The sequence below is a fragment of the Allobosea sp. 10N428 genome, from assembly GCF_056394545.1.
This window is the reverse complement of the sequence record NZ_JBFTIC010000003.1, coordinates 251,697-275,460: the sequence shown is the minus strand read 5'-3', so window position 1 is coordinate 275,460 and position 23,764 is coordinate 251,697. Positions and strand designations below refer to the sequence as shown.

The following is a 23,764-nucleotide window of genomic DNA, read 5'->3' as shown; positions in this document are numbered from 1 at the left end:
CGGAATGGCCGACGAGGACGACGCGAAGCAGGTTCGCAGCATCTTCATCTCGGATCTGCATCTGGGGACGCGCGGAGCGCAGGCCGATCTCGTCCTGGAGTTCCTGCGCGCCTACGATGCGCCGACCATCTATCTCGTCGGCGATATCATCGACGGCTGGCGGCTGAAGAGCGGCTGGTACTTCCCGCAGGCGCATAACGATGTGGTCCAGAAGCTGCTGCGCAAGGTGCGCAAGGGCTCGAAGCTGATCTACGTCACCGGCAATCACGACGATTTCCTGCGCGATTTCACCGGGCTGCAGTTCGGTGGCATCACCCTCGTCGACGAGATCGTCCATGAGACTGCGGACGGCAAGCGGCTGCTCGTCATCCATGGCGACCTGTTCGACCTCGTGGTGCGCAACGCCAAATGGCTCGCCCTGCTCGGCGACTGGGCCTACACGGTCGCGCTCGGCCTCAACATGGTGATCAACAAGGTTCGGCGCGTCCTGCGCCTGCCGCATTGGTCGCTCTCGGCCTGGGCCAAGCACAAGGTCAAGAACGCCGTGAACTATATCGGCGAGTTCGAGACCTGCCTCGCCAGCGAAGCGCGCCGCCACAATGCCGACGGCGTGATCTGCGGCCATATCCATCACGCCGCCTATCGCGAAATCGAGGGGCTGACCTACATCAACACCGGCGACTGGGTCGAAAGCTGCACGGCCTTCGTCGAGCATCATGACGGACATTTCGAGCTGATCCGCTGGCCGCAAGGCCGTCTGAAGGGCGAAACGGCAGTGCCGGTCGTCGTGCCGACCCGCCCTGTCGGCGTGCCGGAGCTCGCCGAGGCCGCCCGGAGCAAGCTCCAGCCTTTCGAGCTGGCGCGCATTCTTGGCGTTCAGCCGGAAACGGCCGAGCGGAAAGCGCGCTGATGCGCGTCCTCGTCGCGACCGACGCCTGGCGCCCGCAGATCAACGGGGTCGTGCGCTCGCTGGAGCGGATGATCGCCGCGGCGCCGGATTTCGGCGTGACCGCGCAGGCCCTGACGCCGGAGGGGTTCCACCAGATCGGCCTGCCGAGCTATCCCGACATTCGGCTGGCGCTGGCAACGCGGCGGGCGCTCGCGGCGCGGGTTGCCGAATTCGAGCCGGACCATGTCCATATCGCGACGGAAGGGCCGATCGGCTGGCTGACGCGGGCGGTCTGCCTTGCCCAGAAGCGCCCGTTCACGACCAGCTATCATACGCGCTTCCCGCAATACATCGCCGCCCGCTGGCCGATTCCGGAGAGCTGGAGCTATCGGCTGCTGCGCCGCTTTCATGATCCTGCTGCCGCGGTGATGGTCTCGACGGCGACAGTGGAGGACGAACTGCGCCTGCACGGCTTCCAGAATCTGGTGCGCTGGGGGCGCGGCGTCGATCTCGGCCTGTTTCATCCGCGCCCGCAGAGCGTGCTCGATCTGCCGCGGCCGATCTTTCTCAGCGTCGGGCGCGTGGCGGTGGAGAAGAATCTCGACGCCTTCCTGTCGTTGCGGCTGCCGGGCAGCAAGGTCGTGGTCGGCGATGGGCCGGCGCGGGGCGATCTCCAGCGCGCCTATCCCGACGTGCATTTTCTCGGCGTGAAGGAAGGCGAGGAGCTGGCCGCGATCTACGCCTCCTCCGACGTCTTCGTCTTCCCGAGCCTGACCGACACTTTCGGCATCGTGCTGCTGGAAGCGGCGGCGAGCGGCTTGCCGGTCGCCGCCTTCCCGGTTCAGGGGCCGCGCGATGTCTTCGCCGGCAGCGGCGCTGCCGTGCTCGACGAAGATCTGCGAAGCGCAGCGATGCAGGCGCTCAGGGTGCCGCACGAGACCTGCCTCGAGCTGGCCGCCCGATACAGCTGGGCGAACAGCGCGGCGCAGTTCTACGGCCATATCAGGCGCGTGGCGCAGCAGGCCGGCTATCTGCCGCGCGAGGCGGGCGCTGCCAACTTCACAGCCTTCGCGAGCGGGCGTGGCGCGGAAGGGCGGGGGCTTTCGCGGCGCCTGCCGGCTTGAGCTGGGCACGGAAACCGTCACGCCGCTCGTGGACCGAGGCGATGACGAGGCCCATCGGCACGCCAAGACCGACCAGCGCCGCTTCAGACAATTGCAGGCTCGCCTCGATCGTCTCAGGCACGGCATCGTTCACGCCGATCTCGTAGAGATGGCGGGCGTGGGTCGCATCGCGAGCCCGGGCGACGATGACGATGTCGGGACTCAGCATGCGGGCGGCCTGCACGATGGCGTCGACGGCGCGCGCATTGTCGATCGTCACGATCAGGGCCGTCGCTTCCTCCAGGCCGCAGAGGCGCAGGAATTCCGGCTTGCTCGCATCGCCATAGAAGGCGGGCCGGCCGGCGCGGCGTTGTGCCGTGATCAGCGCGGCATCCGAATCGACGACGATGTGGGACTTGCCGTGCTCATCAAGCATCGAGGCGACGAGCCGGCCGACGCGCCCGCCGCCGACGACGATCGCGCGCGGCGCATGGTCGGAGGGAGGCAGCACCGTCGCCTCGTCGGGCAGGATGACGGGAGGGGCCAGCTTCTGCGCGAGATGGCGGGCCATCCGGGCAAGCAGCGGCAGCGCGATCATGGTCAGCGACACGGCGGCGAGCGCTATGCTGGTTGCCCGATGGTCGATGAGCCCCGTGCCGGTCGCGGCATTGAGCAGGACGAAGGCGAATTCACCGCCGGGCGCGACCATGATCGCGGTCTCGAGCGCCGTCGCCGCCGACAGCCGGAAGCGGCGGGCGAGGAGGAAGATGATTGCGGCCTTGGCCAGCACGAGGCCGGCGGCAATCGCCAGGATGGCGCCGGGATTGGCCGCGATCTCGGCCGGGTTCACGCTCATGCCGACGGTGAGGAAGAAGACGCCGATCAGCAGCGATTTGAACGGGTCGATCGTGACTTCGATGGCGCGGCGGAACTCCGTCTCGGCGAGCAGAAGCCCGGCGATGAAGGCGCCGAGCCCCATCGAGAGGCCGGCCGCCGCAGCGATCAACCCGGTGCCGAGCGCGGTCAACAGCGTCGCTGCCATGAAGCTCTCGGTCGACTCGGTCGAGGCGACGAGGCGGAAGAGCGGGCGCAGCGCCAGCCGGCCGATGACGATGATGGTGGCGATGGCGGCGAAGGCCTGGACGAAGGCCTGCGCCAAGCCCACAAGCAACGAGCCTGAGCCGTTCTGCGCGTCGAGCACGCTGATCAGGAAAAGCAGCGGGATGACCGCGAGGTCCTGGCAGAGCAAGATCGCGAAGCTGGTGCGGCCGGCCGAGGTCGTCATCCGCCTCTTGGCGGCGAGCAACTCGACGACCATCGCTGTCGAGGAGAGGGCGAGGCCGAAGCCGATGATGAGGGCCGCGGCGGCAGGCTGGCCGAACGCATAGGCGACGAGGCCGATGACCGCCGCGCTGAGGCCGACCTGGCCGAGGCCGAGCCCGAACACGAGGCGCCTCATCGTCATCAGGCGCTCGAAGGAAAGCTCCAGCCCGATGACGAAGAGCAGGAAGGCGACGCCGAGCTCGGCCGGGCCGGCCAGCGCCTCCGCGTTCGAGACTGTGACCTTGCTCAGCAGCGGAAGCTTGGCCGCGAGGCCGCCCAGCCCATAGGGGCCGAGCAACGCGCCGCAGGCGACGAAGGCGATGATCGAGTTGACCCGGAGGCTCTTGGCGAGCGGCACGATCACGCCCGCCGTCGCGAGCACGACGACGGCGTCCTTATAGACGGAGGGATCGACGGTTCCGGCCAAAGGGTGACCCTGCGATTCGAACGAGCAGAAATGGTCCGGCAATTCTTGCGTTTCGCGGCGGCGCAACACAACCTTGGAATCGCGGTGGCCGAGAGAAATTTGCCTTACCTGTCGAGCCTTTAGGCAAATGGGCCGATATCGCCAAAAGAATAGCGGTTTCCGCTATCGGCCGGGATGCGCTAGCGTCCGCGGCTCGATCAGAAGGACTGTCCATGCGCTTTGCCGGCACCGAGAATTACGTCGCGACCGAGGATCTCACCGTCGCGGTGAATGCAGCGATCCGGCTGGAGCGCCCGCTGCTGGTGAAGGGCGAGCCGGGAACCGGCAAGACGGTGCTGGCGGAGGAGGTGGCGGCGGCGCTCGGCGCACCGCTCATCACCTGGCACATCAAGTCGACGACCAAGGCGCAGCAGGGCCTCTACGAATACGATGCGGTCAGCCGCCTGCGCGACAGCCAGCTCGGCGACAGCAGGGTCTCGGACATCGCCAACTACATCAAGCGCGGCAAGCTCTGGGAGGCCTTTGCCTCGCCGGTCCGGCCCGTGCTGCTGATCGACGAGATCGACAAGGCCGATATCGAATTCCCGAACGACCTGCTGCTCGAGCTCGATCGCATGGAGTTCCACGTCTACGAGACCGGCGAGACGATCAAGGCGGCGCAGCGGCCGGTGATGATCATCACCTCCAACAACGAGAAGGAGTTGCCGGACGCCTTCCTGCGGCGCTGCTTCTTCCATTACATCCGCTTCCCCGATGCGGAGACGATGCAGGCGATCGTCGAGGTGCATTTCCCCGGCATCAAGAAGCGGTTGATGGAGGAGGCGCTGCGGCTGTTCTTCGAGGTGCGCGAGGTGCCCGGCATCAAGAAGAAGCCCTCGACCTCGGAGCTGCTCGACTGGCTTAAGCTGCTCGTCGCCGAGGATATCGGGCCGGAGGTGCTGCGCGAGCGCGATCCGCGCAAGCTGATCCCGCCGCTGCACGGGGCGCTCCTCAAGAACGAGCAGGACGTCTCGCTGTTCGAGAAGCTCGCCTTCATGGCGCGGCGCGAGAGCCGCTGAGGCCGCTGACCGCGTCGCAGGGCGGGATCGCCGTCGCCAGATCAAGCTTGGGGTCGACGGAACGGACGGCCTCGCCCAGATCGACATCGCGGGTCAGCAGCACATAATCCTGCGTCTCCGACGTCTTGAGATAGCTCGTCATCGGGATCGGCTTGCCCGAGAGGTCGCCGAGCCGGCAGGCCTTTTCGGCCGCCATGGCAAGGCTGCCGCGATTGCCGCTGTTCTGCGGCCCGACGAACATCTCCTCCCGGAACGCGCTGACGCGCGCGGCATCGCCGTCGCTCAGCCTGAACACGGTGAAGCGGCGACCGGGCGCCGCCAGGACAGGCAGCTTGGCGAGCTCGCTTGCGTCGCGCACCTCCTCCAGCACGACCTTGCGCTCGTGGCGGCCGCCATCCTTGGGCAGGGCGACAATCGTCATGGTGACGCCGCCCGGGAGAGGGCGGATGTCGGCGGGCAGGCTGATGCCGGCCCGCAGATCGGCGAGCTGCGTCGTCCGGATATCGATCTTCGACAGCTTGGGCAGCGAGGTCAGCGGGACATGGCCGCAGGCGGCGAGCAGGCCGGCAAGGACGAGGCAGGCGGGTTGGGGGATACGCATGAGGGCTCTTCAGTGAATGCCTTTGACATTAAAAAATGAAGCTATTAGATTAATTTTGTCAACCGAGGGAATAGACATGCCGGCGTCGCCCCTGCCTGTGAGCGCGTTTTCCCGGGAGGCGGCCAGCCGCCTGCGCAGCGTCAGCCGATGGGCACGCGCCTTCAGCTATGCCGCAGGATTGCTCATGCTCTTCGGCCTCATCTGGCTGTGGACTGATGCGGAGGCGCTCGCTCGCCATGCCCGGAGCACAATCGGGATCGGGATCGACAATACCCCTGTCGCCCCTTCGGCGAGGGGCTACTGGGCAGCGTTCGCTCTCGCCTGGATCCCGGCGGGGCTTTTCATTCTGGCGATGCTGCGGCTGGGGGGCCTGTTTCGGGCGTTCGGAGAGGGCAGGGTTCTCGTCGAGGAGAACGCCTCGGGCCTGCTGCGCGTCGGCTGGCTTCTTGCTGGCTTCGGCGCCGCGACGCCGATCGTGCGCGCGGTGCAAAGCATGGCGCTGACCTTCGACAACCCCGCGGGCCATAGGCAGATCGCGATCATGCTCGATCCCGGCATCTTCGCGGCACTGGCTGCCGGCGCCACGCTGATCGCCTTCGGCCACGTGCTGCGGGAAGCGATCCGCCTGTCGGACGAGAATCAAAGTTTCGTGTAAGGCGGCGCCATGCCCATCGTCGTCGAACTCGATGTCATGCTGGCGCGCCGCAAGATGCGCTCGAAGGAACTCGCACAGCGGATCGGCCTGACCGAGCAGCAGGTCTCGCAGCTGAAATCGGGCAAGGTGCGCGGCATGCGCTTCGATACGCTGTCGCGGATCTGCGCCGTGCTGCAGTGCCAGCCCGGCGATCTGCTGCGCTATGAGGCCGGAGAGGAAGCCGAGGGCGATTGAGCCCTCGCAAATCATCGGCGTCATCGCTACGTTCTTCCGATGCGACGCCTCATGCTTCTGCGCCACGCCAAGTCCCACTGGCCCGCCGGTGTGGCCGACCGGGACCGACCGCTGGCCACGCGCGGCCGGGAAGCTGCGCCCGTTATGGGGCGCTACCTCGCCGATGAGCTGCTGCTGCCGGATTTGGTGCTGATTTCGCCGGCCAAGCGCACTGTGGAGACTTGGGAGCTGGTGGCGCCGATGCTGCCTGAAAAGCCCGCAACACAGTACGAGCCGCGGATCTACGAAGCCAAGGTCGGGCGCCTCCTCGACGTGGTGCAGGATATCGAAGGCGACGTCCGCACCTTGCTGATGATCGGACACAATCCCGGCTTCGAGGAGCTGGCGCATCTGCTGACCGGCCATGGCGACCGCTATGCGGCGGCGCGGATGAACCAGAAATACCCGACCTGCGGCCTTGCCGTGCTCGACTTCGCCGTCGACGACTGGCGCGATGTGGCCGAGCGGGGCGGAAGGCTCGACCGCTTCGTCACCCCCGGCTCGCTGGGTGAGGGACCGGACGAGTGATGCCGGCGTCGTCGTGAGCGACACTTCCTATCTCGACAGCGCCCGCAGCGCTGCCCTGGCTTTCGGCGACAGCCTCCTCGGGCTGGCGCGCCCGCGTCTGCGGATCGGCGTCACCGGGCTTTCGCGGTCCGGCAAGACGGTTTTCACGACGGCTCTGATCCAGAATTTGATGGAAGGGGCGAGGTTGCCGGTGCTGAAGGCGGCGTCCGAAGGGCGGATCGCCCGCGTGCGCCTGGTGCCGCAGCCCGACCCGGAGGTGCCGCGCTTCCCTTACGAGGCGCATCGCGCTGCGATGACCGGGGCCGACAGGCGGTGGCCGGATTCGACGAAGCGCATCGCGGAACTCCGGGTCGAGATCGATTACGAGCGCGCAGCCGGCTGGTTCAAGGGGCCGGCGACATTGACGCTCGACATCGTCGACTATCCCGGCGAGTGGCTGCTCGACCTCGCCTTGATCGGGCAGGACTACAAGACATGGTCGGCGCAGGCGGTGGCCGATGCCCGCAAGGCCCATCGGCGCGCCGCCGCCGAGGCCTGGCTCGCGGATTTGCCGGCGCGCGATCCGGACGGGGCGCCGGACGAGCTGGTGGCCGAGGCGGCCAGCGACCTGTTCAAAAGCTATCTGGCGCGTCTGCGGGCCGATCCCGAGGCGGTGGCGGTGACCCCACCGGGGCGCTTCCTGATGCCGGGCGACCTTGAAGGCTCGCCGGCGCTGACCTTCGCGCCGCTCGATCTCGGCCATGATCGCGAGCCCAGGCCGGGCACGCTCGCCGCGCTGATGGCCGAGCGTTTCGAAGCCTATAAGCGCGTCGTCGTCACCCCGTTCTTCCGCGATCATTTCGCACGGCTCGACCGGCAGATCGTGCTGGTCGACGTGCTGGCTGCGCTCGATGCGGGGGCCCCGGCACTGGCCGATCTCGAGACTGCGCTGGGGCAGGCGCTCGCCGCCTTCTCGGTCGGCCGCAATTCCTGGCTTTCGAGCCTGTTCGCGCCGCGCATCGAGCGTGTGCTCTTCGCCGCCACCAAGGCCGACCATATCCACCACAGCAGCCATGACCGGCTGGCGGCGGTGATGTCGCATCTCGTCGGGCGGGCGGCTTCGCGGGCGCAGGGGGCCGGGGCGAAGGTGGAGTCGATGGCGCTCGCGGCGGTGCGCGCGACGCATGAAGTCAGAATCAAGCAGGGGCGCGAGGAATTCCCGGCCATCGCCGGGGTGCCTGAGGCAGGCGAGGAGATCGACGGCCAGATCTTCGATGGCCTCGCGGAAGCGGCGATCTTCCCGGGCGAGCTGCCGGAGCGGCCTGAGGCGATCTTCGACCCGAAGGCGCATTGGCTGGTGAGGGCGCCGCGCTTCCGGCCGCCGCTGGTCGAGCCGGATGCGGGCGGGCGTTCGAAGCCGCCGCCGCAGATCCGCCTCGACCGTGCGCTGGAATTCCTCATCGGCGACAGGCTGGCATGAGGAGGCTGTCATGAGCAGATTCCGGCCATGACCAAGGCACCGCGCGCGGTTCGCCTCGACCAATCGGGGCAGGAGGAGATCGTCGGCGAGAGCACCATTCGGCGCGGCGATGTCGCGATCCTGCCCGAGAGCGAGCCGATCGACGCCATCGTCCCGGCCGCCGCCCCGGCAGCCCGGCGCGGCTTCTCCTGGGGTTCGCTGTTCGTCGCGGGGCTTTCCGGGTTCCTGGCACTGGCGGCCGGCGTCTGGGTCGAGAACACGATCTCCGCGCTGATGAGCCAGAATCCGATGCTCGGCTATGCGGCGCTGGTCTGCGCCGCCGTTGCCGCGCTGGCGCTGCTCGTCATGCTGGCGCGGGTGCTGCGCGACATCCTGCGCGAACGGAAGGTCGAGGCCTTGCGCGAGCGCGCGACGCTGGCGCTCGCAGGCGGAACGCCGGATGAAGGCAGGGCGATCGCGGAGGAACTCGTCAGCCTTTACAAGAGCCGGGCGCAGACGGCGCAAGGCCGTGCGGCGCTGCAGGAGGCGCTGCCGCAGCTCTTCGCGGCGCGCGACATGCTGACGGTGGCGGAGCGCAGCCTGCTCGTACCGCTCGACGCGATGGCACAGGCGCAGATCGCGCAGGCGGCGCGGCGGGTGTCGCTGGTCACTGCGGTCAGCCCGCGCGCGCTGGTCGATGTCGTCTTCGTGCTGGTCGCCTGCGCCCGCCTGCTGCGTTCAATCGCCGGCATCTATGCGGGGCGGCCCGGCACGCTGGGCCTGCTCCGGCTGGCGCGGCAGGTGATGAACCATCTCGTCCTGACCGGCGGCATCGCGGCGGGCGATGCGGTGATTCAGCAGCTGGTGGGACAGGGGCTCGCGGCCCGGCTCTCGGCCAAGCTCGGCGAGGGCGTGATCAACGGCATGCTGACGGCCCGCATCGGTCTTGCGGCGCTGGAGGTCTGCCGGCCGCTGCCTTTCGTCGAGGCGAAGCCGCCCACTCTTGCGGAGGTGGCTGGCGATCTGGCTTCCTGGCGCGCGGACAAGGCCTCCGGGAGCTGAGCCCGGCAGATTCTGCCGGCCGCAGGCGAATCTGCCCGGTCAGGACTGCCGGAAAACCCTTCGTAAACGATGTAACCCTCTGAAATAAAACGAACACCCGTATGGCATGCGCCATGCAGATCAAACCTCGAGTTGTGGGCAGCCCTTGGGGGGCGCCGGTCGAGGTGAGGGTTCCATGGGTGTTTTCAGTGCGCTGACGACAGCGGTTTCGGGTATGACGGCGCAGTCCTATGCGCTCGAGAACATCTCCGGAAACATCGCGAATTCGCGGACGGCCGGCTACAAGCGCGTCGATACCACCTTCGCCGATCTGGTGCCGGATGCGGCGCTCAACCGGCAGATCGCCGGCTCTGTCGCCGCCTACAGCCAATCGACCAATTCGATTCAGGGCGACCTCAATCCGACCCGCATCGACACCAACGTCGCCATCAACGGCGACGGCTTCTTCGTGGTCGATCAGCGTTCGAGCGGCGTCGGCGCCAACACGCAGTTCGCCAACAAGAACCTCTATACCCGCCGCGGCGATTTCGACTTCGACGCGAACGGCTATCTCGTCAACGGCGCCGGCTACTATCTCAAGGGCCTGAAGATCGACCAGGTGACGGGCCAGCTTATCGGCACCCAGCCCGACGTATTGCGCATCACCAAGGAGCAGTTCCCGGCCAAGGCGACGACCTCTATCGAGTATCGCGCCAACATCCCGGCCTATCCGAAGACGAACAATGCCGACAGCGCGGTTGCGGGCTCGGAGCTGCTGAGCTCGACGGGCTTTGCTTCCAATCCGCTCTCGACCACCCAGGGCGGCACCGGCGTGGTCGTCGGCAGCGACATGACGAGCTTCCTGAGCCAGTCGATCCCGGGCGGGTCGGTGACGGTCTACGATACGCTCGGCAAGGCGACCAGCGTGGAGCTGCGCTGGGCCAAGACGACCAACGCATCGGCTGGCCCGCCGCCGACGACCGACACCTGGAACCTGTTCGTCGCCGAGAACACCGGTGCGACCGGCGGCGCCGTCGCCTATCGCAATGTCAACAGCTCGATCACCTTCGATGCCACCGGGCAGATGACGAACCCTGCTGGCGGCAATATCGCGCTGCCGACGATGACGATCGGCGGGACCACGGTCACTGGCATCAACCTCACCACCGGGGGCAACGGCTTGACCCAGAACGGCGACGTCAGCGGCCAAATCGATGCGCGCAGCATCCGCCAGGACGGTTACACGGCCGGCACGCTGGATCGCGTCTCGGTCTCGGCCGAGGGGCAGGTGATCGGCACCTTCAGCAACGGTCAGGTCGTCGCGCTCGCCCAGCTCTCGGTGGCGCGCTTCAACGCCGACAATTCGCTGAAGCGGCTCGACGGCGGCGCCTTCGAGGAGACGATCGAATCCGGCCCGCCGATCATCGGGCTGGGCACCTCGCAGTTGGTCGGCGGCTCGGTCGAGCAGTCGAACACGGATATCGCCGACGAATTCTCGAAGATGATCGTCACCCAGCAGGCCTATTCGGCCAACACCAAGGTCATCACCACCGCGCAGGAGATGCTGACCTCCGTGTTCAACATCATCCGCTGAGCGACGCGTCCGGCTTGAAAGCGGCCCAGAAGGGCCGCGGCTAGCGACAGGAGTTGGCGATGGGTCTGAGTACTTCCCTCAACACGGCGATCGGCGGGCTCAATGCCACGCAACTCGGCATCGGCGTCGTTTCGCAGAACGTCGCCAATGCCGGGACGACGGGCTATGTCCGGCGGCAGGTCTCGACTGCCGACAGCCTTTCCGGGCTGACGATCGGCGTACAGAGTTCGCAGGTCCAGCGGCTGCTCGACAAGATCGTCCAGCATCAGCTCTGGCAGGAGTCCTCCGGCGCCGCCTATACCTCGACGCGGGCGAGCGCGCTTTCGAACCTCGACAAGCTCTATGGTGCGCCGGGCAGCGCGACCGCACTCGACACGATCTTCAGCAAATTCACCGGCGCTCTGCAGTCGCTGCAGAACGACCCGTCCTCGTACAGCCTGCGCTCGCAGGTCATCGACAATGCAACGCAGCTGGCCCGGCAGCTCAACACGCTCTCGAATGGCGTGCAGGCTCTGCGCGCCCAGTCCGAAAACAGCATCGCCAACGCCGTCACCAAGGTCAACGACCTGCTGGGTGCGCTGACCAAGGTCAATTCCCGCATCGTGGCGGCGCCGAACGACAGTTCGACGGCGACCCTGAGGGATCAGCGCGACCTGATCCTGTCCGAGCTCTCGCAGTATGTCGACATCAAGACGACCGAGGATTCGCGGGGCTCGGTCTCGGTCGTCACCGGATCGGGCACGCAGCTCTTCGACGGCCGGCCCTCCGTCACCTTCGGCTTCGACGAGCATAGCGGGCTCGGCCCCGACGATCAGTGGAACGCCGACCCGGCGAAGCGGGGCGTCGGCACCATCACGATGAAGGATTCGTCCGGGAACGTCTCGGACGCCATCGCGAACCGCGTCTTCCGCTCGGGCGAGATCGCCGCCAACATCGAGCTGCGCGACAAGACGCTGGTGCAGGCGCAGGCCCAGCTCGACGAAATCGCTGCGCAGATGTCGAAGGCGCTCTCGGACCGCGAGATCGCGGGCACTCCCGTGACGGCGGGCGCGGCCTCCGGCTTCGAGGTCGACACGGCCGGGCTGCAGTCCGGCAATACGATGACGCTCGACTACAAGGTGACGCCGGGCGGCCAGACCCAGCGCTTCACTTTCGTCCGCGTCGATTCCGCCGCGTCGCTGCCTTTGCCGGCCTCGGCAAGCGGCGATGCCAATAACCGCGTGATCGGCATCGATTTCTCCGGCGGCCCGGCTTCCGTCGCGGCGCAGATCCAGGCGGCCGTCGGCCCGGGCTTCACGGTCGCCAACACGGGCTCGGTGCTGAGCATCGTCGACGACGGCGCTGCCGGGACGCGCGACGTGATCGGCCTGACGTCGCGGCCGACCAACACGGCGTTGTCCGCGGCCGGCGGTACCCCGGAATTGCCCTTCTTCGTCGATGGCTCGGCGGGCGTCCCCTTCACCGGTTCCTATGACGGTGGGTCGCAGAGCGTCGGCTACGCCGCGCGGATCACGGTCAATCCGGCGCTGGTCGCGGATCGCTCGCTGCTCGCGGTGTACAACACCTCGCCCGCCACGGCGCAGGGCGACGTCACCCGTCCGAAGGTGATGCTGGACCGGCTGACGCAGAGCCAGCGCTCCTTCACCAACGCCGTCGGCCTCGACGGCAACAGCGCGACCTCGAACACGACGATCGGCAACTTCGTCCAGCGCGTGGTCTCTTCCCAAGGACAGGCGGTCGAAGCCGCCAAGCGTCTCGACGAAGGCCAGCAGGTCGCGCTCGCCTCGATCCAGAGCCGCTTCCAGGAAACCGCGCAGGTCAACGTCGACCAGGAAATGTCGATGCTGATCGAGCTTCAGAACGCCTATGCCGCCAATGCTCGCATCATCTCCACCGTCAAGGAGATGATGGATGTGCTGCTGAGAGTGTGAGCCCACCATGACCATCACCGCCTATGGAACCGGTGCCTATCGCGCGGCCAAGCCCAACGAATTCGTTTCGACCCGCGCGCAGTTCGACGATCTCCAGCGCCAGCTCGATACCAAGCAGCGCAGCACGAGCTATGGCGATCTCGGCATCGACCGACGCGTCAGCCTCGATCTCAACGCCAAGATCTCAACGCTTGATTCCTGGCTGAGCGGCATCGACCTCAGTAATGTGAACCTGAAGCTGCAGACGACGTCGGTCGAGAACTTCGCGAAGCTCACCAGCGAGACGCGCAACGACACACGCTCCAACAGCTATGTGCCGAGTGCCAGCGGCCGGTCCTCGCCGCAGGTTCTGGCGGAGGAAAAGTTCAAGCAGTCCCTCGACCTGCTGAATATCGCGGTCAACGGCCGCTATCTCTTCTCCGGGAAGACCTCGGATACCCAGCCCGCGGCCGGCTTCGACGAGATCATCAATGGCGACGGCGCCGGCAAGGCGGGGCTGAAGCAACTGATCGACGAGCGCCGGCAGGCCGATCTCGGTTCCGGGCTGGGACGGCTGACGGCCGGCGGCGCCGGCACGACCGCGACCATCGCCGAAGAGGCGACCGTTCACCCCTATGGCTTCAAGATCGCCGGAATTTCCGGCAGCTCGGCAGCGCTGGCGACGACCTTCAACCCCGGGCCGCCGGCGGATGTTTCCGTCAATGTCGCGTCGCAGCCGGCGGCAGGCGACACGGTTCGGCTCAAGCTCAACCTGCCGGACGGGACGCAGGAGGAAATCGTCCTGACCGCCCGGGCCACTGGAACGACCGGCTCGGACACCGATTCCTTCGAGATCGGCGCCGATCCCAACGCCACGGCGGCCAATCTGCGCAACTCGATCAATGCGGCTCTCGGCAAGGAGGCGAAGACGACGCTCTCGGCCGCCTCCTCGCAGGTCGCAGCCCAGGATTTCTTCGCCGGGAGCCTCAACAACCCGCCGAAGCGCGTGCCCGGACCGCCTTTCGACACGGCAACAGCACCGCCGACCAATGCCGGCGCCGCTGCGACGACGGTGATCTGGTATCGCGGCGATGACGGCTCCGATCCGGCGCGCAGCACCTCGACGGTCCAGATCGACCAGGGCCAGATCGTGGGGACGGGCGCGCGGGCGAACGAGGAGGCGTTCCGCGTCGGCCTCGCGCAGTTCGCGATCATGGCGGTCGAGAACTTCCCGGCCGGCGACGCCAATTCGCAGGCGCGCTACGAGGCAATGACGTCGCGCGTCAGCGAGAAGCTCGGTTTCGGCGGCAGCACCCAGAAGCCGGCCGAGATCATCACCGAGCTCGGCTCCGCTCAGACGGCGCTCGCCAGCGCCAAGGAGCGCCATCAGAGCACCAAGGATTATCTGACGACGACGCTGTCGGGTATCGAGAATGTCTCGACCGAGGAAGTCGCGACGCAGATCCTGTCGCTGCAGACGCAGCTGCAGGCAAGCTATCAGGTGACCTCGATGCTCTCGAAGCTGTCGCTGACGAACTTCCTCTGAGCTTTCCGCTCACTCCCGCCTCAAAAGGAAACGCCGCCCATTCGGGCGGCGTTTCCTTTTCGGAAGCTGGAGAACTTGCTCGGAGCGGGCGTATCAGCGCCCGCGCAGCCCGGCCGCGATGTCGCGGTTGATATTGACGAGAATGCCAAGTCCCTGCGGCTGCGGATCGGCTGCGAGCTTGAAGGTATGGTTGAAGATGAAATTGCCGAGGCCGAGGATGTTGGTCTTGATGCCGACCGGCAGCGGATTGTCCTCGGCGATCACGGCCGAGACGAGCAGGGTCCAGAGCCTGCGGTTATAGGTCAGGGCTTCGTCGAGCTCGCGCTCGCGCGCGGCCCAGTCGTCGGCGACGATCTGGAGGCGGGTGGCGGCCTTGATCAGGAGGGAGGCTTCGAGCTCGCGGGGTGAAACGACGGACTGGGCTGTCTTGGCGGCGGCGGCGTAGGCGTTAAACCCGTTTTGCATGCTCGATCAGTTCCGCTTCGTAGGCGATCAGCTTCTTGGCTGCCTTGAGGGCTTTGTACAGATCCCCGCTTAAGATGCGGTTATTGATCTCGTGAACATGCGGCAGAGCGCTGGGAGCGGCCTGGACGAAATCTCGCACGAGCTGGAAAAACACCTCGTGCTGAAGCGTGGGATCCTGGGCCAGATACATCAACTGGATCGCGAAATAGATCTTCTTGGCCGGGCTGTCTGCGGTCGTGGCCGTGAGAATGTCTTTCTCGCGCAGGATCGGGGCGTCGCCTTCGATGAAGAAGCGCGTGCGCTGCTCGTCGTTGCGGATCACCACCTGGCCGATGATGATCCGTTCGCGCGGCTTGAGCTCGACCTTGAGAGCCATGTCTGTCTGAGCCTTCTGGCGGAGGGAAGGGCGGCGGACTGGACCCGGAGGCGTCAGCCGAAGAGGCGCAGGACGCCCTGGTCGGCCTGGTTCGCCAGCGAGAGCGCGGTCTGCGAGAGCTGCTGGCGGGTGTTGAGGGCGAGCAGGCTCGCGCCTTCCTCGTTCGGATCGGCCAGGACGAGGTTGCCAGCGCCGGTCGTCAGGACGTTCGCCAGTTCCTTGGTGAAGTCCTGCCGGGTCTGGGCGACCGAGAGGTTGGAGCCCAGCGTCGAGGAGAGCGACTTCAGCGAGGTGAGCGCGCCGGTCAGCGACTGGGTGGCCTTGTCGAGGTCGGCGTCGTTTTGGAAGTTGATGAAGCCGGTGAGCTGCGTATTGACGGCCTTCGGAATGCCGAGATTGTCCGATGTCAGGTTCGAGCCCTGGATGTCGAGCTTGGTCTGGTTCTTGCCGGTCTTCTCGTTGAACTGGATCGTCAGACGGTCGCCAGCGAGCAGGTTGATGCCGTTGTAGCTGGAGTCCTTGGCGAGATCGTCGATCTTGTTGCGCAGGTCGTTGAACTGATCGATCAAGTTCGAGCGTACCGCCGAGGTGATGCTCGATCCGGTGATCGTCGTGCCGGCGGCCGAGTTGTCGGTGAGTGCGAAGCCGAAATCGGTGTTGTCGCTGGTGGCGCCGGCCGCAGTAGTCAAGGCCGTGGCGCCTGCCGCCGCGATCTCGGCCGGGGTCGGCGCGCCAGGCGCGGCCGGAGTGAAGGTCGTGGTCCCGATACCGAACTGCACCTTCTCGGAGCCGATGCCCTTGACGTTGAGCTGGCCCTTCTCGTCGACGAAGGCGGTGGCGATGCCCGACTTGTTGATCTCGTTGACGACGTCGCGAACCGTCGAGTTCGTGCTGAGGAAGCTGGCGGTATAGGTCGTCGAACCCGAGGTCAGCGTGATCGAGGTCGTCGCCTCGTCGCCCGCGGCGAGAACCGGGCCGCCGACATTGCCGGAATACGTAGCGGTTGCGGCATTGGCGCCGGCGCCGTTGTCGTCGACCACGCGCTTGTCGAGGGCGATATCCTTGAGGCTCTTGCTCGTCACCGCCGCTTCCGTCGCGGTGGAGAGAGCCGTGCCGGCCTTGGTCGGACGATTTTGAGCCGCATCGGCCTGGGCCTGTTTGACCGTCGACTGCAGCGACTGGACGAGCTTGGTGATGCCGTCGATGCCCTTCGAGGCGGTCTGGATGGTCTGGATGCCGTTCGAGATGCCGTCAAGCAGGCCGGTGAGCTGGCTGGAGCGGTCGTTCAGCGAGAGCGCAGTGAAGTAGTTCACCGGGTTGTCGATCGCGGAGTTGACCTTCTTGCCGGTGGCGAGGCGGTTCTGGATGACACTCTGCTGGGCCGTCGTCTGCTGCAGCGTCAGCAGGTTGTTGCGGACACCGCTGGAAAGGATCGTGCTGGCCATCTTCGGTCCCCTGAACGCGCGACTCCGGCGCGATGCAACCTGATTTCAGGGGTGATCATCACTCGTTAGGGATAACAAAAGGTTAATCGAGGCGTTGTTCCGGCTGCGTCGCCCAAACGAAAAGCGGCGGAGCCGAAGCTCCGCCGCTCTTTGACTTCGTCCCGCGTTCTGCGGGCTGATCCGCTTCTGCGGACCGAAGATCAGAACAGACGCAGGACCGCCTGGTCGCTCTGGTTCGAGAGCGACAGCGCCGTCTGCGAGAGCTGCTGACGGGTCTGCAGCGCGAGCAGGTTGGCGGCTTCCGAGTTGGCGTCGACGTTCACCAGGTTGGAGGCGCCGGTGCTCAGCACGTCCGCCATGTCCTTGGTGAAGTCCTGACGGGTCTGGGCGACCGAAAGGCTGGCGCCGAGGCTGGACGACAGCGACTTCAGCGAGGTCAGGGCGCCGGTGAGGGCCTTGGTCGCGGATTCAAGGTCGGTGTCGTTCTGGAAGTTGACCTGACCGGCGAGCTGGGTGTTGCCAGCCTGGGCGATACCCAGGTTGTCGGAGGTGACGTCCGATCCCTGAATGTCGAGCTTGGTCTGGTTCTTGCCGGCCTTCTCGTTGAACTGGATCGAGAGACGGTCGCCCTTCAGCAGGTTGATGCCGTTGAAGCTCGCGTCCTTGGCGAGATCGTCGATCTTGCCGCGCAGGTCGTTGTACTGGTCGATCAGGTTCGAGCGCGTCGCCGAGGTGATGCTCTGACCCTTGATCGCGCCACCGGCGGTGGCATCGGCCGCGAGGAAGCCGATCGCGGTGTTGCTCGTGCCGGTGCCGGCAGCGGTGACCGCGGCGGTGTTGGCCGTATCGATTTCCGTCGAGGTGGGATTACCAGCGGAAGCCGCCGTCACGGCGGCGGTGCCGAAGCCGAACTCGACATCGTCCGAACCGGTGCCCTTGACGTTGAGCTGGCCCTTCTCGTCGACGAAGGCGGTGGCGACGCCCGACTTGTTGATCTCGTTGACGACATCGCGAACCGAAGCGTTCGTGGCGTCGAACGAGGCCGTATAGGTCGTCGAACCAGCTTTAATCGAGATCGCAGCGCGCACACCGTCGGTGTCGGCGGCAATGCCGACGTCACCGGAGCTGGTCGCGGTAGCCGCGTCGGCGGTGGCGGCAGTACCGCCGGTCACGTCGACGAGCTTCTTGTCGAGCGCAACGTCCTTCAGGCTCTTCGAGGTCGCGACCTGCTCCGCCGCAGTGGCGAGAGCCGTGCCGGCCTTGGTCGGGCGGTTCTGGGCCGCGTCCGACTGTGCCTGCTTGATGGTCGACTGCAGGGAGCTCACCAGCTTGGTGATGCCGTCGATGCCCTTGGAGGCGGCCTGGATGGTCTGGATGCCGTTGGACATGCCGTCGAGCAAGCCGGTGAGCTGGCTGGAACGGTCATTGAGCGAGGCGGCGGTGAAGTAATTGACGGGGTTGTCGACTGCCGAGTTGACCTTCTTGCCGGTCGCCAGCTTGAACTGGGAAGCCTGGGCCTGGGCGGTGATCGACTGCAGCGACGAGAGCGCGTTGCGCACACCCGCATTGAGAGAGACGGCCATCTGTTTTTACCTTCTGGTAGGATGCCTTCTGGCGCCCGGGCCGTTCTGGCCAGGACGAGGCGACCCTGGCGCGCCAGCCCGTAACAACCGGTAAATTTCACTCGGCAAATTGAGCGCAAGGCAGCGCTCGTCGGGCCATGGTTAAGCGCCTGCTAACGGCCACGCGGCCTTTGACGTGGGCGACATGGCCGACGCAAAAAGAACGCCCGCGCGGAGCGCGGGCGGCATGCAGATTACTGCTGGAACGGAAGGGCAGAGCCGTCAGGCAGTGCGCTCGACCTGATGACGCTCTTCTTCGGCCTCGCGTGCCCGCTCGGTGAGTTCGCGCGAATAGGCCCGCAGCTTCAGAAGTGTTTCGTCGGGTAGCTGGGAGACCGTCTCGCCGGTCTCGCGATCCTTCTTCTGCAGGACGATCGCCCGGGTCTTCTGGTCGATGACGAGCCTGCGCTCCACGGTTTCGTCGGCCGTGCGATTGGCGGTGCGGCCGTTCCGGTCATTGACGAAGGCACGGCGTTCGCCGTTTGCGCGGCTCTGCGCATCGCGGGCTTCCGCACGGACCTCGACATTCACCGCTGCGCCGGCGGAGGCGGATTGGACGGTCTTCTCGGGCGGCAGGTCGACCGCGACGCTGCCCGGCTGGGCGGTGACGTCGGCGCGGGTGACCGGTGCGGCGGTCGGCGCCACGATCCTGGGTGCGTTGCCGAATTCCATGACCACTCCTTCTGGAGCTGTTCGCGGCGCCGTTGCGCCGGTCTCGCCGATTGCCGGGGGCAGGGCACACCTGGCCGACTCTGCCCAAGATGACAGAAAAGATTGAATCTGCCGTTAGGGATTTAGGTAAATATTGAGGGTTTCCGGCGCAGCCGCGCCGGATTTGCAAGACAGGTTGCCGCCTTGAGCGAACCGCCGCTCACAGGCTCCGCGAAACGACGAGCGGGCCGGAGTTGGGCCGGGCGAAGGCGCCGGCGCCGACGGAGGCCGCGGGCCCGTAGCCATTCGCGCGCATCGGCCTGTTGGCGTCGGCGGCCAGGTCGCGGATGACGGATTCCGAGACGGCGCGAGCTGTCGCCAGCACGATCTGGTTGGTCTCGATCAGGTTCTGAAAGGCGAGATGGGCGTCCTTCAGGCGCTTGACCTGATCGGGCACGAAGCGCGCGAGCGCGACGGCGTTGAGCTTCACCTGTTCGACGCCGCGCATATAGATGCCGGCGAGCTCGGTCTTGCGGGGCTCGCGGCTCATCGCCTCCGGCAGGCGGCCGGCGCGGACGAGCTCGGTCTCCTCGCCGACGAGATGCGACAGCGCGCCGAGAGCTTCCAGCACGGCCTCGATCAGCGCACGCGCCGTCAGCGCATCGGCGACGCGCGGCCGCTCGTCCAGGATCAGATTAGCCGCCGACATTCGTCGCTCCGGACGCGGACTGCTCCTGAAGGCTGATCAGATCGCGCAGGATCTGGTCGGAGAGGCCGACGCCGCCCGCCTTCTGGATCTGCTTGGCGTATTGCTGGCTGAGCTGAGAGCGCCAGATGCCGCCGCCGGTGCCGTTCTCGCCGAGCGGGCCTTCGGTGCCTTCGCTCGCGGTCAGCCGATCGGTCATCTGCTCGAGAAACATCGTCTCGAAGTCATCGGCCTGCTTCTTGAGCTTGGCCTTGGCTGGATCGAGCGCCTCGGCGATGCCACTGGCGACCTTGCCGGCGATGCCGAGCGCCAGATTGGCTGCGGGGAGGGCGAGAGCGGCGGTCATCACATCACCTCGATTTCGGCCTGCAGGGCGCCTGCCGACTTGATGGCCTGGAGAATGGAGATCAGATCGCGCGGGCCGATGCCGAGCGCGTTGAGCCCGTCGACGAGCTCGGCCAGGGTCACGCTTTCCTTGACCAGAGCGAGCTTGTTGCCGCCGCCGGTGTCGACCTTGACGCTGGTCTGCGGTGTCACCACGGTCCGACCGCGGGCGAATTCATTGGGCTGGCTGACCTGCGGCGTCTCGCTGATCGTGACCGTGAGGTTGCCCTGCGCCACCGCGACGGTGGAGACTCGCACATCCTTGCCCATCACGATGATGCCGGAGCGCTCGTCGATGACGATGCGGGCAAGCTGGTCGGGCTCGACGCGCAGCTGCTCGATATCGGTCAGCAGCCGGATCATGTTGCCCTTGAAGCGCGGCGGAATCTGCAGCACGACGGTCGAGGGATCGGTGGGCTCGGCGGAGTCGCCACCGACGAAGTCGTTGATCGCGGCGGCCATGCGACGCGCGGTCGTCAGGTCGGGGTTGCGCAGCGACAGCCGCAGCGTCGAGAGCTTGTTCAGCGCGAAGTCGATCTCGCGCTCGACGACACCGCCATTGGCGATGCGGCCGACGGTCGGCACGCCGCGGGTGATCTTGCTCGCCTCGCCCTCGGCCGAGAATCCGGAGATCGCGACCGGTCCCTGCGAGACGGCATAGACCTCGCCATCGGCGCCGAGGAGCGGAGTGACGAGCAGCGTGCCGCCCTGGAGCGATTTGGAGTCGCCCATTGCGGAAACCGTGACGTCGACGCGGGTGCCCTGCGTGGAGAAGGGCGGCAGGTTGGCGGTCACCATCACCGCGGCGACGTTGGCGGTGCGCATATTGGCGCCGCGCGTGTTGACGCCGAGGCGCTCGAGCATCGCCTGCAGAGACTGCTTGGTGAAGGGCGTGTTGTTCAGCGTGTCGCCGGTGCCGTTGAGGCCGACGACGATGCCGTAGCCGAGCAACTGGTTGGTGCGCACGCCCTCGATCGCGGCGAGATCCTTGATGCGCGAGAGCGCGAACACCGGCTGTGACGACAAGCCGATCGCCACGGCCAGCAGAGCGGCCAGCGGCTTCAGCAGAATCGTCAGGGCGGAGTTGCGGAACATGCTGCGGCACCAGGGGGCTGTTTCAAGTCCACAGGCCCTTGCGAGGGGCGTGCCAGCCGGATTGAAATCGAAAAGCCTTGTTTATCAGCCATTTGGAGCTATGCGCCATCCTCGGTCACGGTCCATGGAGGCTGCGGTTCCTGCCGGGGCGGCAGTTTCTGCCGGGTAGTTTACCGGTTGTTAACCACGCCGGGCGAGTTTCAGGTCACTCTGGTTCGCCGCGCGCCCTGATCGGGCGCATGGTGGCGATCCATCCGTTTGTTGCATCGGATTCGCCCGAAAAGCGGCTTCCACTTTTCGGCCCGATGCTAGCGAGGCCGCCGATGATCAGGATCGACCAGCGCGCGCCCGTTTCGAATGCCGGCCCGGCCAGTTCCGCGAGGCGCTCGAGCGGCGCTTCCTTCGCGCTTCCAACACAGGATTCCGCCTCCACCGCCCGCAGCGGCGGCGTTGGGTCGACCGGCCCGCTCGATACGCTGCTGGCGGTGCAAGCGGAGGAAGATACCCAGGACCGCAAACGCCGGCAGGCGCGGCGCGGACATGACCTGCTCGACGGGCTCGACCGGCTGAAGGCCGCGCTGCTCGCCGGCCGGGTGCTGCCTTCCGAGCTGGAGCGGCTGCGCACGATGCTGGCGCTCCGGCGCGAGACGACCGACGATCCGCGCCTGGACGAGGTGCTCGCTCATATCGAGCTGCGTGCCGCTGTGGAACTTGCCAAGCTCGGCCGGTAGCGGGCTCCGCCGGATCGCCCGAGACGGGCCATCGCGGCGGAACGCAAATCCTTATTTCGGCTGGGTGCAGTCGCTCGGTGGCGGTGCGCCGTTGAAGCGCTGTTCCATCCAGTCGACCGCCGCTGCGGCACTGTCCGCGGCGGCCGGCAGATGGCCTACCCCCTGCAAGGCCTCGAACCGCACCGCACTTCCGGCAGCGCAAAGCTTGTCTGCATAGTTGCGCGTGACCTGCGGTCTGACCAGCGTGTCCTCCGTGCCCTGTGCCAGAAAGACCGGGATGCCGCGCGGCACGAGACCGGGCGAGTTCCGGTCGAGCAGCGAATGCCAGGGCTGGCGGGCGGCAAAGTCTTCGTCGATGAGGAATTTGCGCTCCAGCGCCTTGGTCGGGCGCAACCGGCTCAGGATGTCGGGCAGGCTTTCGATGCAGTCCGCGGCGAGCACGTCGACGACCGGGATTGCCTGCTCGTAGATGATCTTCGTCAGGGGGGCCTTGTAGACGCGCGTCCACGACCAGAGGGTCATCGCGGTCAGATTGCGGCCGCCATCGGTGTCGATGTCGTCGGCCAGGAGCGGGCCGAGCTCGGTCGCAGGCGCGGCGGCAGCGACGCCGACCAGATTGAGTTCGGGGGCCAGGCGTTTCGCCAGAATGCCGGTGAACAGCGCCGCGTGTCCCCCCTGCGAATGACCCCAGACGGCGAAGCGTCGCCCGGCGGAGGAGCCGGCAAGTTGACGGGCTGCCCGCACCGAGTCGATCACGGACCGGCCCTCGCTCTCACCGACCAGATAGGGATGCGTCCCCGGCGCGCCGAGGCCCGGATAGTCCGTCGCCGCGACGATGTATCCGCGCGCAATCATCGCACGCAGGCCCTGGATGGACTGGAAGATATCGCCGGCGCGCGACGGCCCGCATTGCGGCTGGACGCCGGTCGTCGGATGCGCCCAGGCCACGATCGGACGGCCTCCCGGCGGAACGGGGCCTGACGGGACGATCGCGACGCCGGACACGGCGATCGGCTTTCCGTCGAGCCCGAGCGAGCGATAGAGCATCCGATAGGCGGTCGCGCCCTCCGGCGTTCCGTTCAGGATTTCCGTTCGTATCACCGTTCCGGGGCGCCCTCCGGCGATTTCGGCGGTCGTCGGCGTGTAGAAATCCGACTGTGCCCCGGCCGGAGAGGTGGAGAAGGCAGCCGACATCCAGATCAGCAGGGTGATGACGAGCCGCATAAGTGTTTCTCCGGGGAGCAGGCGCAGACTTCAGCGTCCGGTGACTAGCCCAGATATCGTTTAGCAATTGCTTCTGCGGGGAGACCTCGGGCTCAGATCGGCGCCCGGCCCCGTTACCGGATGAACTGGTCCACGTATTCAGCGCCCAGCCCATTGCCCGCATAATGCGCCCTGCATTTGTCGATGCGGGTGAAGACGTCGTCGTAGCCGAGGCATTTGCCGTCCGGATCGACATAGATCATCGCGCCGTTCACCTGGAACATCGTGATCATCTCCTCGACATCGGGATCGACCACCAGTGTATGAGTCTCGCCCGGAGCCTCGTAGACATAGGCGCCTTCGGTCGCGACCCAGTCATGCTCGAGATAGCGCCACTTGCCCTTGAGCACGTAGCCATGGACGGGCAGGGGGTGGCGGTGGCGCGAGAGCACGCCGGCGCGGCGGACCTTGAGCAGGTTCATCCAGTAGCCGCGCGAGGTGCAAAGGAGCAGGGGGCGGAACCAGACATTGTCGTCCACCGGCACCCAGACGCGCTCGTCGGTGGGGATCACATTAGGGACGATCAGCTCCGGCGGCGATTCCTTCGGTTGCGGGTGGCGATAGGGCGTCCAGCGCTCTTCCTGCGTGGCCGCAACGGGGATCGGGCTCGTCGTGTTCATGGCGTCTCTCCCGTGCTGAT

At 66.6% G+C, this 23,764-nt stretch carries 24 protein-coding genes; 12 read left to right on the top strand and 12 right to left on the bottom strand.

Going from position 1 to position 23,764, the window contains the following annotated elements; genetic code table 11:
* Positions 1-4 precede the first annotated feature (4 nt).
* Together AC1DDA_RS11595 and AC1DDA_RS11590 are read left to right on the top strand one after the other, a co-directional pair.
* Entirely contained in the window at positions 5-910 is a 906-nt protein-coding gene (locus AC1DDA_RS11595) for a UDP-2,3-diacylglucosamine diphosphatase (RefSeq protein ID WP_441513734.1), read from the top strand.
* On the top strand, positions 910-2,013 hold the full coding sequence (locus tag AC1DDA_RS11590; protein ID WP_476795848.1) for a glycosyltransferase family 4 protein: 1,104 nt from the start codon (positions 910-912) through the stop codon (positions 2,011-2,013). The genes AC1DDA_RS11595 and AC1DDA_RS11590 overlap by 1 nt, the downstream gene beginning before the upstream one ends.
* Here AC1DDA_RS11590 and AC1DDA_RS11585 read toward each other — a convergent pair.
* Positions 1,949-3,742, bottom strand: coding sequence for a cation:proton antiporter domain-containing protein (locus tag AC1DDA_RS11585; protein ID WP_476795847.1), 1,794 nt, complete (start codon positions 3,740-3,742; stop codon positions 1,949-1,951). The two genes, AC1DDA_RS11590 and AC1DDA_RS11585, sit on opposite strands and share 65 nt — an antisense overlap.
* Positions 3,743-3,954: 212 nt before the next feature.
* Here AC1DDA_RS11585 and AC1DDA_RS11580 point away from each other — a divergent pair, with 212 nt between their 5' ends.
* Complete coding sequence (locus tag AC1DDA_RS11580; protein WP_476795846.1) at positions 3,955-4,800, top strand: AAA family ATPase; 846 nt, start codon at positions 3,955-3,957, stop codon at positions 4,798-4,800.
* Here AC1DDA_RS11580 and AC1DDA_RS11575 read toward each other — a convergent pair.
* The gene (locus AC1DDA_RS11575; RefSeq protein WP_476795845.1) at positions 4,775-5,401 is read right to left on the bottom strand and encodes a hypothetical protein; all 627 of its coding nucleotides are present in this window, start codon (positions 5,399-5,401) and stop codon (positions 4,775-4,777) included. The genes AC1DDA_RS11580 and AC1DDA_RS11575 overlap by 26 nt on opposite strands.
* A 16-nt stretch (positions 5,402-5,417) precedes the next feature.
* Here AC1DDA_RS11575 and AC1DDA_RS11570 point away from each other — a divergent pair, with 16 nt between their 5' ends.
* From AC1DDA_RS11570 to AC1DDA_RS11535, 8 genes are all read left to right on the top strand, one after another.
* On the top strand, positions 5,418-6,056 hold the full coding sequence (locus tag AC1DDA_RS11570) for a DUF2975 domain-containing protein (protein ID WP_476795844.1): 639 nt from the start codon (positions 5,418-5,420) through the stop codon (positions 6,054-6,056).
* A gap of 9 nt (positions 6,057-6,065) precedes the next feature.
* Entirely contained in the window at positions 6,066-6,290 is a 225-nt protein-coding gene (locus AC1DDA_RS11565; RefSeq protein ID WP_476779167.1) for a helix-turn-helix domain-containing protein, read from the top strand.
* A 51-nt stretch (positions 6,291-6,341) separates the two neighbouring features.
* The gene (locus AC1DDA_RS11560; RefSeq protein WP_441513727.1) at positions 6,342-6,857 is read left to right on the top strand and encodes a SixA phosphatase family protein; all 516 of its coding nucleotides are present in this window, start codon (positions 6,342-6,344) and stop codon (positions 6,855-6,857) included.
* Positions 6,858-6,870: 13 nt separating this feature from the next.
* Positions 6,871-8,316, top strand: coding sequence for a YcjX family GTP-binding protein (locus tag AC1DDA_RS11555; protein WP_476795843.1), 1,446 nt, complete (start codon positions 6,871-6,873; stop codon positions 8,314-8,316).
* A 27-nt stretch (positions 8,317-8,343) separates the two neighbouring features.
* Positions 8,344-9,357, top strand: a complete 1,014-nt coding sequence (locus tag AC1DDA_RS11550; protein WP_476795842.1) for a YcjF family protein — start codon at positions 8,344-8,346, stop codon at positions 9,355-9,357.
* 175 nt (positions 9,358-9,532) lie between these two features.
* Complete coding sequence (locus AC1DDA_RS11545; RefSeq protein WP_441513724.1) at positions 9,533-10,930, top strand: flagellar hook protein FlgE; 1,398 nt, start codon at positions 9,533-9,535, stop codon at positions 10,928-10,930.
* A gap of 59 nt (positions 10,931-10,989) precedes the next feature.
* The gene (gene flgK / locus AC1DDA_RS11540) at positions 10,990-12,861 is read left to right on the top strand and encodes a flagellar hook-associated protein FlgK (protein ID WP_476795841.1); all 1,872 of its coding nucleotides are present in this window, start codon (positions 10,990-10,992) and stop codon (positions 12,859-12,861) included.
* A 7-nt stretch (positions 12,862-12,868) separates the two neighbouring features.
* Positions 12,869-14,386 (top strand): flagellin, encoded by a 1,518-nt coding sequence (locus tag AC1DDA_RS11535; protein ID WP_476795840.1) that lies wholly within the window; start codon positions 12,869-12,871, stop codon positions 14,384-14,386.
* 93 nt (positions 14,387-14,479) lie between these two features.
* Here AC1DDA_RS11535 and flaF read toward each other — a convergent pair whose 3' ends face one another.
* The 8 genes from flaF to AC1DDA_RS11495 all read right to left on the bottom strand — a co-directional run bounded on the left by flaF (position 14,480) and on the right by AC1DDA_RS11495 (position 21,130).
* The gene (gene flaF / locus AC1DDA_RS11530) at positions 14,480-14,851 is read right to left on the bottom strand and encodes a flagellar biosynthesis regulator FlaF (RefSeq protein ID WP_476779172.1); all 372 of its coding nucleotides are present in this window, start codon (positions 14,849-14,851) and stop codon (positions 14,480-14,482) included.
* Positions 14,835-15,227: a flagellar biosynthesis repressor FlbT gene (gene flbT / locus AC1DDA_RS11525; protein WP_476779173.1), complete on the bottom strand. Its 393-nt coding sequence runs from the start codon at positions 15,225-15,227 to the stop codon at positions 14,835-14,837. Before flbT ends, flaF begins: the two co-directional genes overlap by 17 nt.
* Positions 15,228-15,280: 53 nt before the next feature.
* Complete coding sequence (locus AC1DDA_RS11520) at positions 15,281-16,672, bottom strand: flagellin N-terminal helical domain-containing protein (protein ID WP_476779174.1); 1,392 nt, start codon at positions 16,670-16,672, stop codon at positions 15,281-15,283.
* A 200-nt stretch (positions 16,673-16,872) separates the two neighbouring features.
* Positions 16,873-18,255 carry a flagellin N-terminal helical domain-containing protein gene (locus AC1DDA_RS11515; RefSeq protein ID WP_476779175.1) on the bottom strand — a complete coding sequence of 461 codons (1,383 nt, stop codon included), beginning with the start codon at positions 18,253-18,255 and terminating at the stop codon, positions 16,873-16,875.
* A gap of 261 nt (positions 18,256-18,516) precedes the next feature.
* Positions 18,517-18,966, bottom strand: a complete 450-nt coding sequence (locus AC1DDA_RS11510) for a hypothetical protein (RefSeq protein WP_476795839.1) — start codon at positions 18,964-18,966, stop codon at positions 18,517-18,519.
* Positions 18,967-19,165: 199 nt separating this feature from the next.
* Positions 19,166-19,654 carry a hypothetical protein gene (locus AC1DDA_RS11505; protein ID WP_441513066.1) on the bottom strand — a complete coding sequence of 163 codons (489 nt, stop codon included), beginning with the start codon at positions 19,652-19,654 and terminating at the stop codon, positions 19,166-19,168.
* Entirely contained in the window at positions 19,641-19,997 is a 357-nt protein-coding gene (locus AC1DDA_RS11500) for a rod-binding protein (protein WP_441513065.1), read from the bottom strand. The genes AC1DDA_RS11505 and AC1DDA_RS11500 overlap by 14 nt, the downstream gene beginning before the upstream one ends.
* The gene (locus AC1DDA_RS11495) at positions 19,997-21,130 is read right to left on the bottom strand and encodes a flagellar basal body P-ring protein FlgI (RefSeq protein ID WP_476795838.1); all 1,134 of its coding nucleotides are present in this window, start codon (positions 21,128-21,130) and stop codon (positions 19,997-19,999) included. The genes AC1DDA_RS11500 and AC1DDA_RS11495 overlap by 1 nt, the downstream gene beginning before the upstream one ends.
* A 77-nt stretch (positions 21,131-21,207) precedes the next feature.
* Here AC1DDA_RS11495 and AC1DDA_RS11490 point away from each other — a divergent pair, with 77 nt between their 5' ends.
* Positions 21,208-21,861 carry a flagellar assembly protein FliX gene (locus AC1DDA_RS11490; RefSeq protein ID WP_476795837.1) on the top strand — a complete coding sequence of 218 codons (654 nt, stop codon included), beginning with the start codon at positions 21,208-21,210 and terminating at the stop codon, positions 21,859-21,861.
* Between the two features lie 51 nt (positions 21,862-21,912).
* Here AC1DDA_RS11490 and AC1DDA_RS11485 read toward each other — a convergent pair whose 3' ends face one another.
* Positions 21,913-23,085, bottom strand: coding sequence for an alpha/beta fold hydrolase (locus tag AC1DDA_RS11485; RefSeq protein ID WP_476795836.1), 1,173 nt, complete (start codon positions 23,083-23,085; stop codon positions 21,913-21,915).
* Positions 23,086-23,198: 113 nt separating this feature from the next.
* Positions 23,199-23,744: a 2,4'-dihydroxyacetophenone dioxygenase family protein gene (locus tag AC1DDA_RS11480; protein WP_476779178.1), complete on the bottom strand. Its 546-nt coding sequence runs from the start codon at positions 23,742-23,744 to the stop codon at positions 23,199-23,201.
* Positions 23,745-23,764: the final 20 nt, after the last annotated feature.

Bases quoted from the DNA above. Each gene is read 5' to 3' on its own strand.
- AC1DDA_RS11575 (WP_476795845.1), bottom strand. From the start codon at position 5,401: ATGCGTATCCCCCAACCCGCCTGCCTCGTCCTTGCCGGCCTGCTCGCC.
- AC1DDA_RS11590 (WP_476795848.1), top strand. From the start codon at position 910: ATGCGCGTCCTCGTCGCGACCGACGCCTGGCGCCCGCAGATCAACGGG.
- AC1DDA_RS11480 (WP_476779178.1), bottom strand. From the start codon at position 23,744: ATGAACACGACGAGCCCGATCCCCGTTGCGGCCACGCAGGAAGAGCGC.
- AC1DDA_RS11580 (WP_476795846.1), top strand. From the start codon at position 3,955: ATGCGCTTTGCCGGCACCGAGAATTACGTCGCGACCGAGGATCTCACC.
- AC1DDA_RS11485 (WP_476795836.1), bottom strand. From the start codon at position 23,085: ATGCGGCTCGTCATCACCCTGCTGATCTGGATGTCGGCTGCCTTCTCC.
- AC1DDA_RS11535 (WP_476795840.1), top strand. From the start codon at position 12,869: ATGACCATCACCGCCTATGGAACCGGTGCCTATCGCGCGGCCAAGCCC.
- AC1DDA_RS11550 (WP_476795842.1), top strand. From the start codon at position 8,344: ATGACCAAGGCACCGCGCGCGGTTCGCCTCGACCAATCGGGGCAGGAG.
- AC1DDA_RS11560 (WP_441513727.1), top strand. From the start codon at position 6,342: ATGCTTCTGCGCCACGCCAAGTCCCACTGGCCCGCCGGTGTGGCCGAC.
- AC1DDA_RS11570 (WP_476795844.1), top strand. From the start codon at position 5,418: ATGCCTTTGACATTAAAAAATGAAGCTATTAGATTAATTTTGTCAACC.
- AC1DDA_RS11565 (WP_476779167.1), top strand. From the start codon at position 6,066: ATGCCCATCGTCGTCGAACTCGATGTCATGCTGGCGCGCCGCAAGATG.
- flgK (WP_476795841.1), top strand. From the start codon at position 10,990: ATGGGTCTGAGTACTTCCCTCAACACGGCGATCGGCGGGCTCAATGCC.
- AC1DDA_RS11515 (WP_476779175.1), bottom strand. From the start codon at position 18,255: ATGGCCGTCTCTCTCAATGCGGGTGTGCGCAACGCGCTCTCGTCGCTG.
- AC1DDA_RS11505 (WP_441513066.1), bottom strand. From the start codon at position 19,654: ATGTCGGCGGCTAATCTGATCCTGGACGAGCGGCCGCGCGTCGCCGAT.
- AC1DDA_RS11510 (WP_476795839.1), bottom strand. From the start codon at position 18,966: ATGGAATTCGGCAACGCACCCAGGATCGTGGCGCCGACCGCCGCACCG.
- flbT (WP_476779173.1), bottom strand. From the start codon at position 15,227: ATGGCTCTCAAGGTCGAGCTCAAGCCGCGCGAACGGATCATCATCGGC.
- AC1DDA_RS11595 (WP_441513734.1), top strand. From the start codon at position 5: ATGGCCGACGAGGACGACGCGAAGCAGGTTCGCAGCATCTTCATCTCG.
- AC1DDA_RS11500 (WP_441513065.1), bottom strand. From the start codon at position 19,997: ATGACCGCCGCTCTCGCCCTCCCCGCAGCCAATCTGGCGCTCGGCATC.
- AC1DDA_RS11545 (WP_441513724.1), top strand. From the start codon at position 9,533: ATGGGTGTTTTCAGTGCGCTGACGACAGCGGTTTCGGGTATGACGGCG.
- flaF (WP_476779172.1), bottom strand. From the start codon at position 14,851: ATGCAAAACGGGTTTAACGCCTACGCCGCCGCCGCCAAGACAGCCCAG.
- AC1DDA_RS11495 (WP_476795838.1), bottom strand. From the start codon at position 21,130: ATGTTCCGCAACTCCGCCCTGACGATTCTGCTGAAGCCGCTGGCCGCT.
- AC1DDA_RS11520 (WP_476779174.1), bottom strand. From the start codon at position 16,672: ATGGCCAGCACGATCCTTTCCAGCGGTGTCCGCAACAACCTGCTGACG.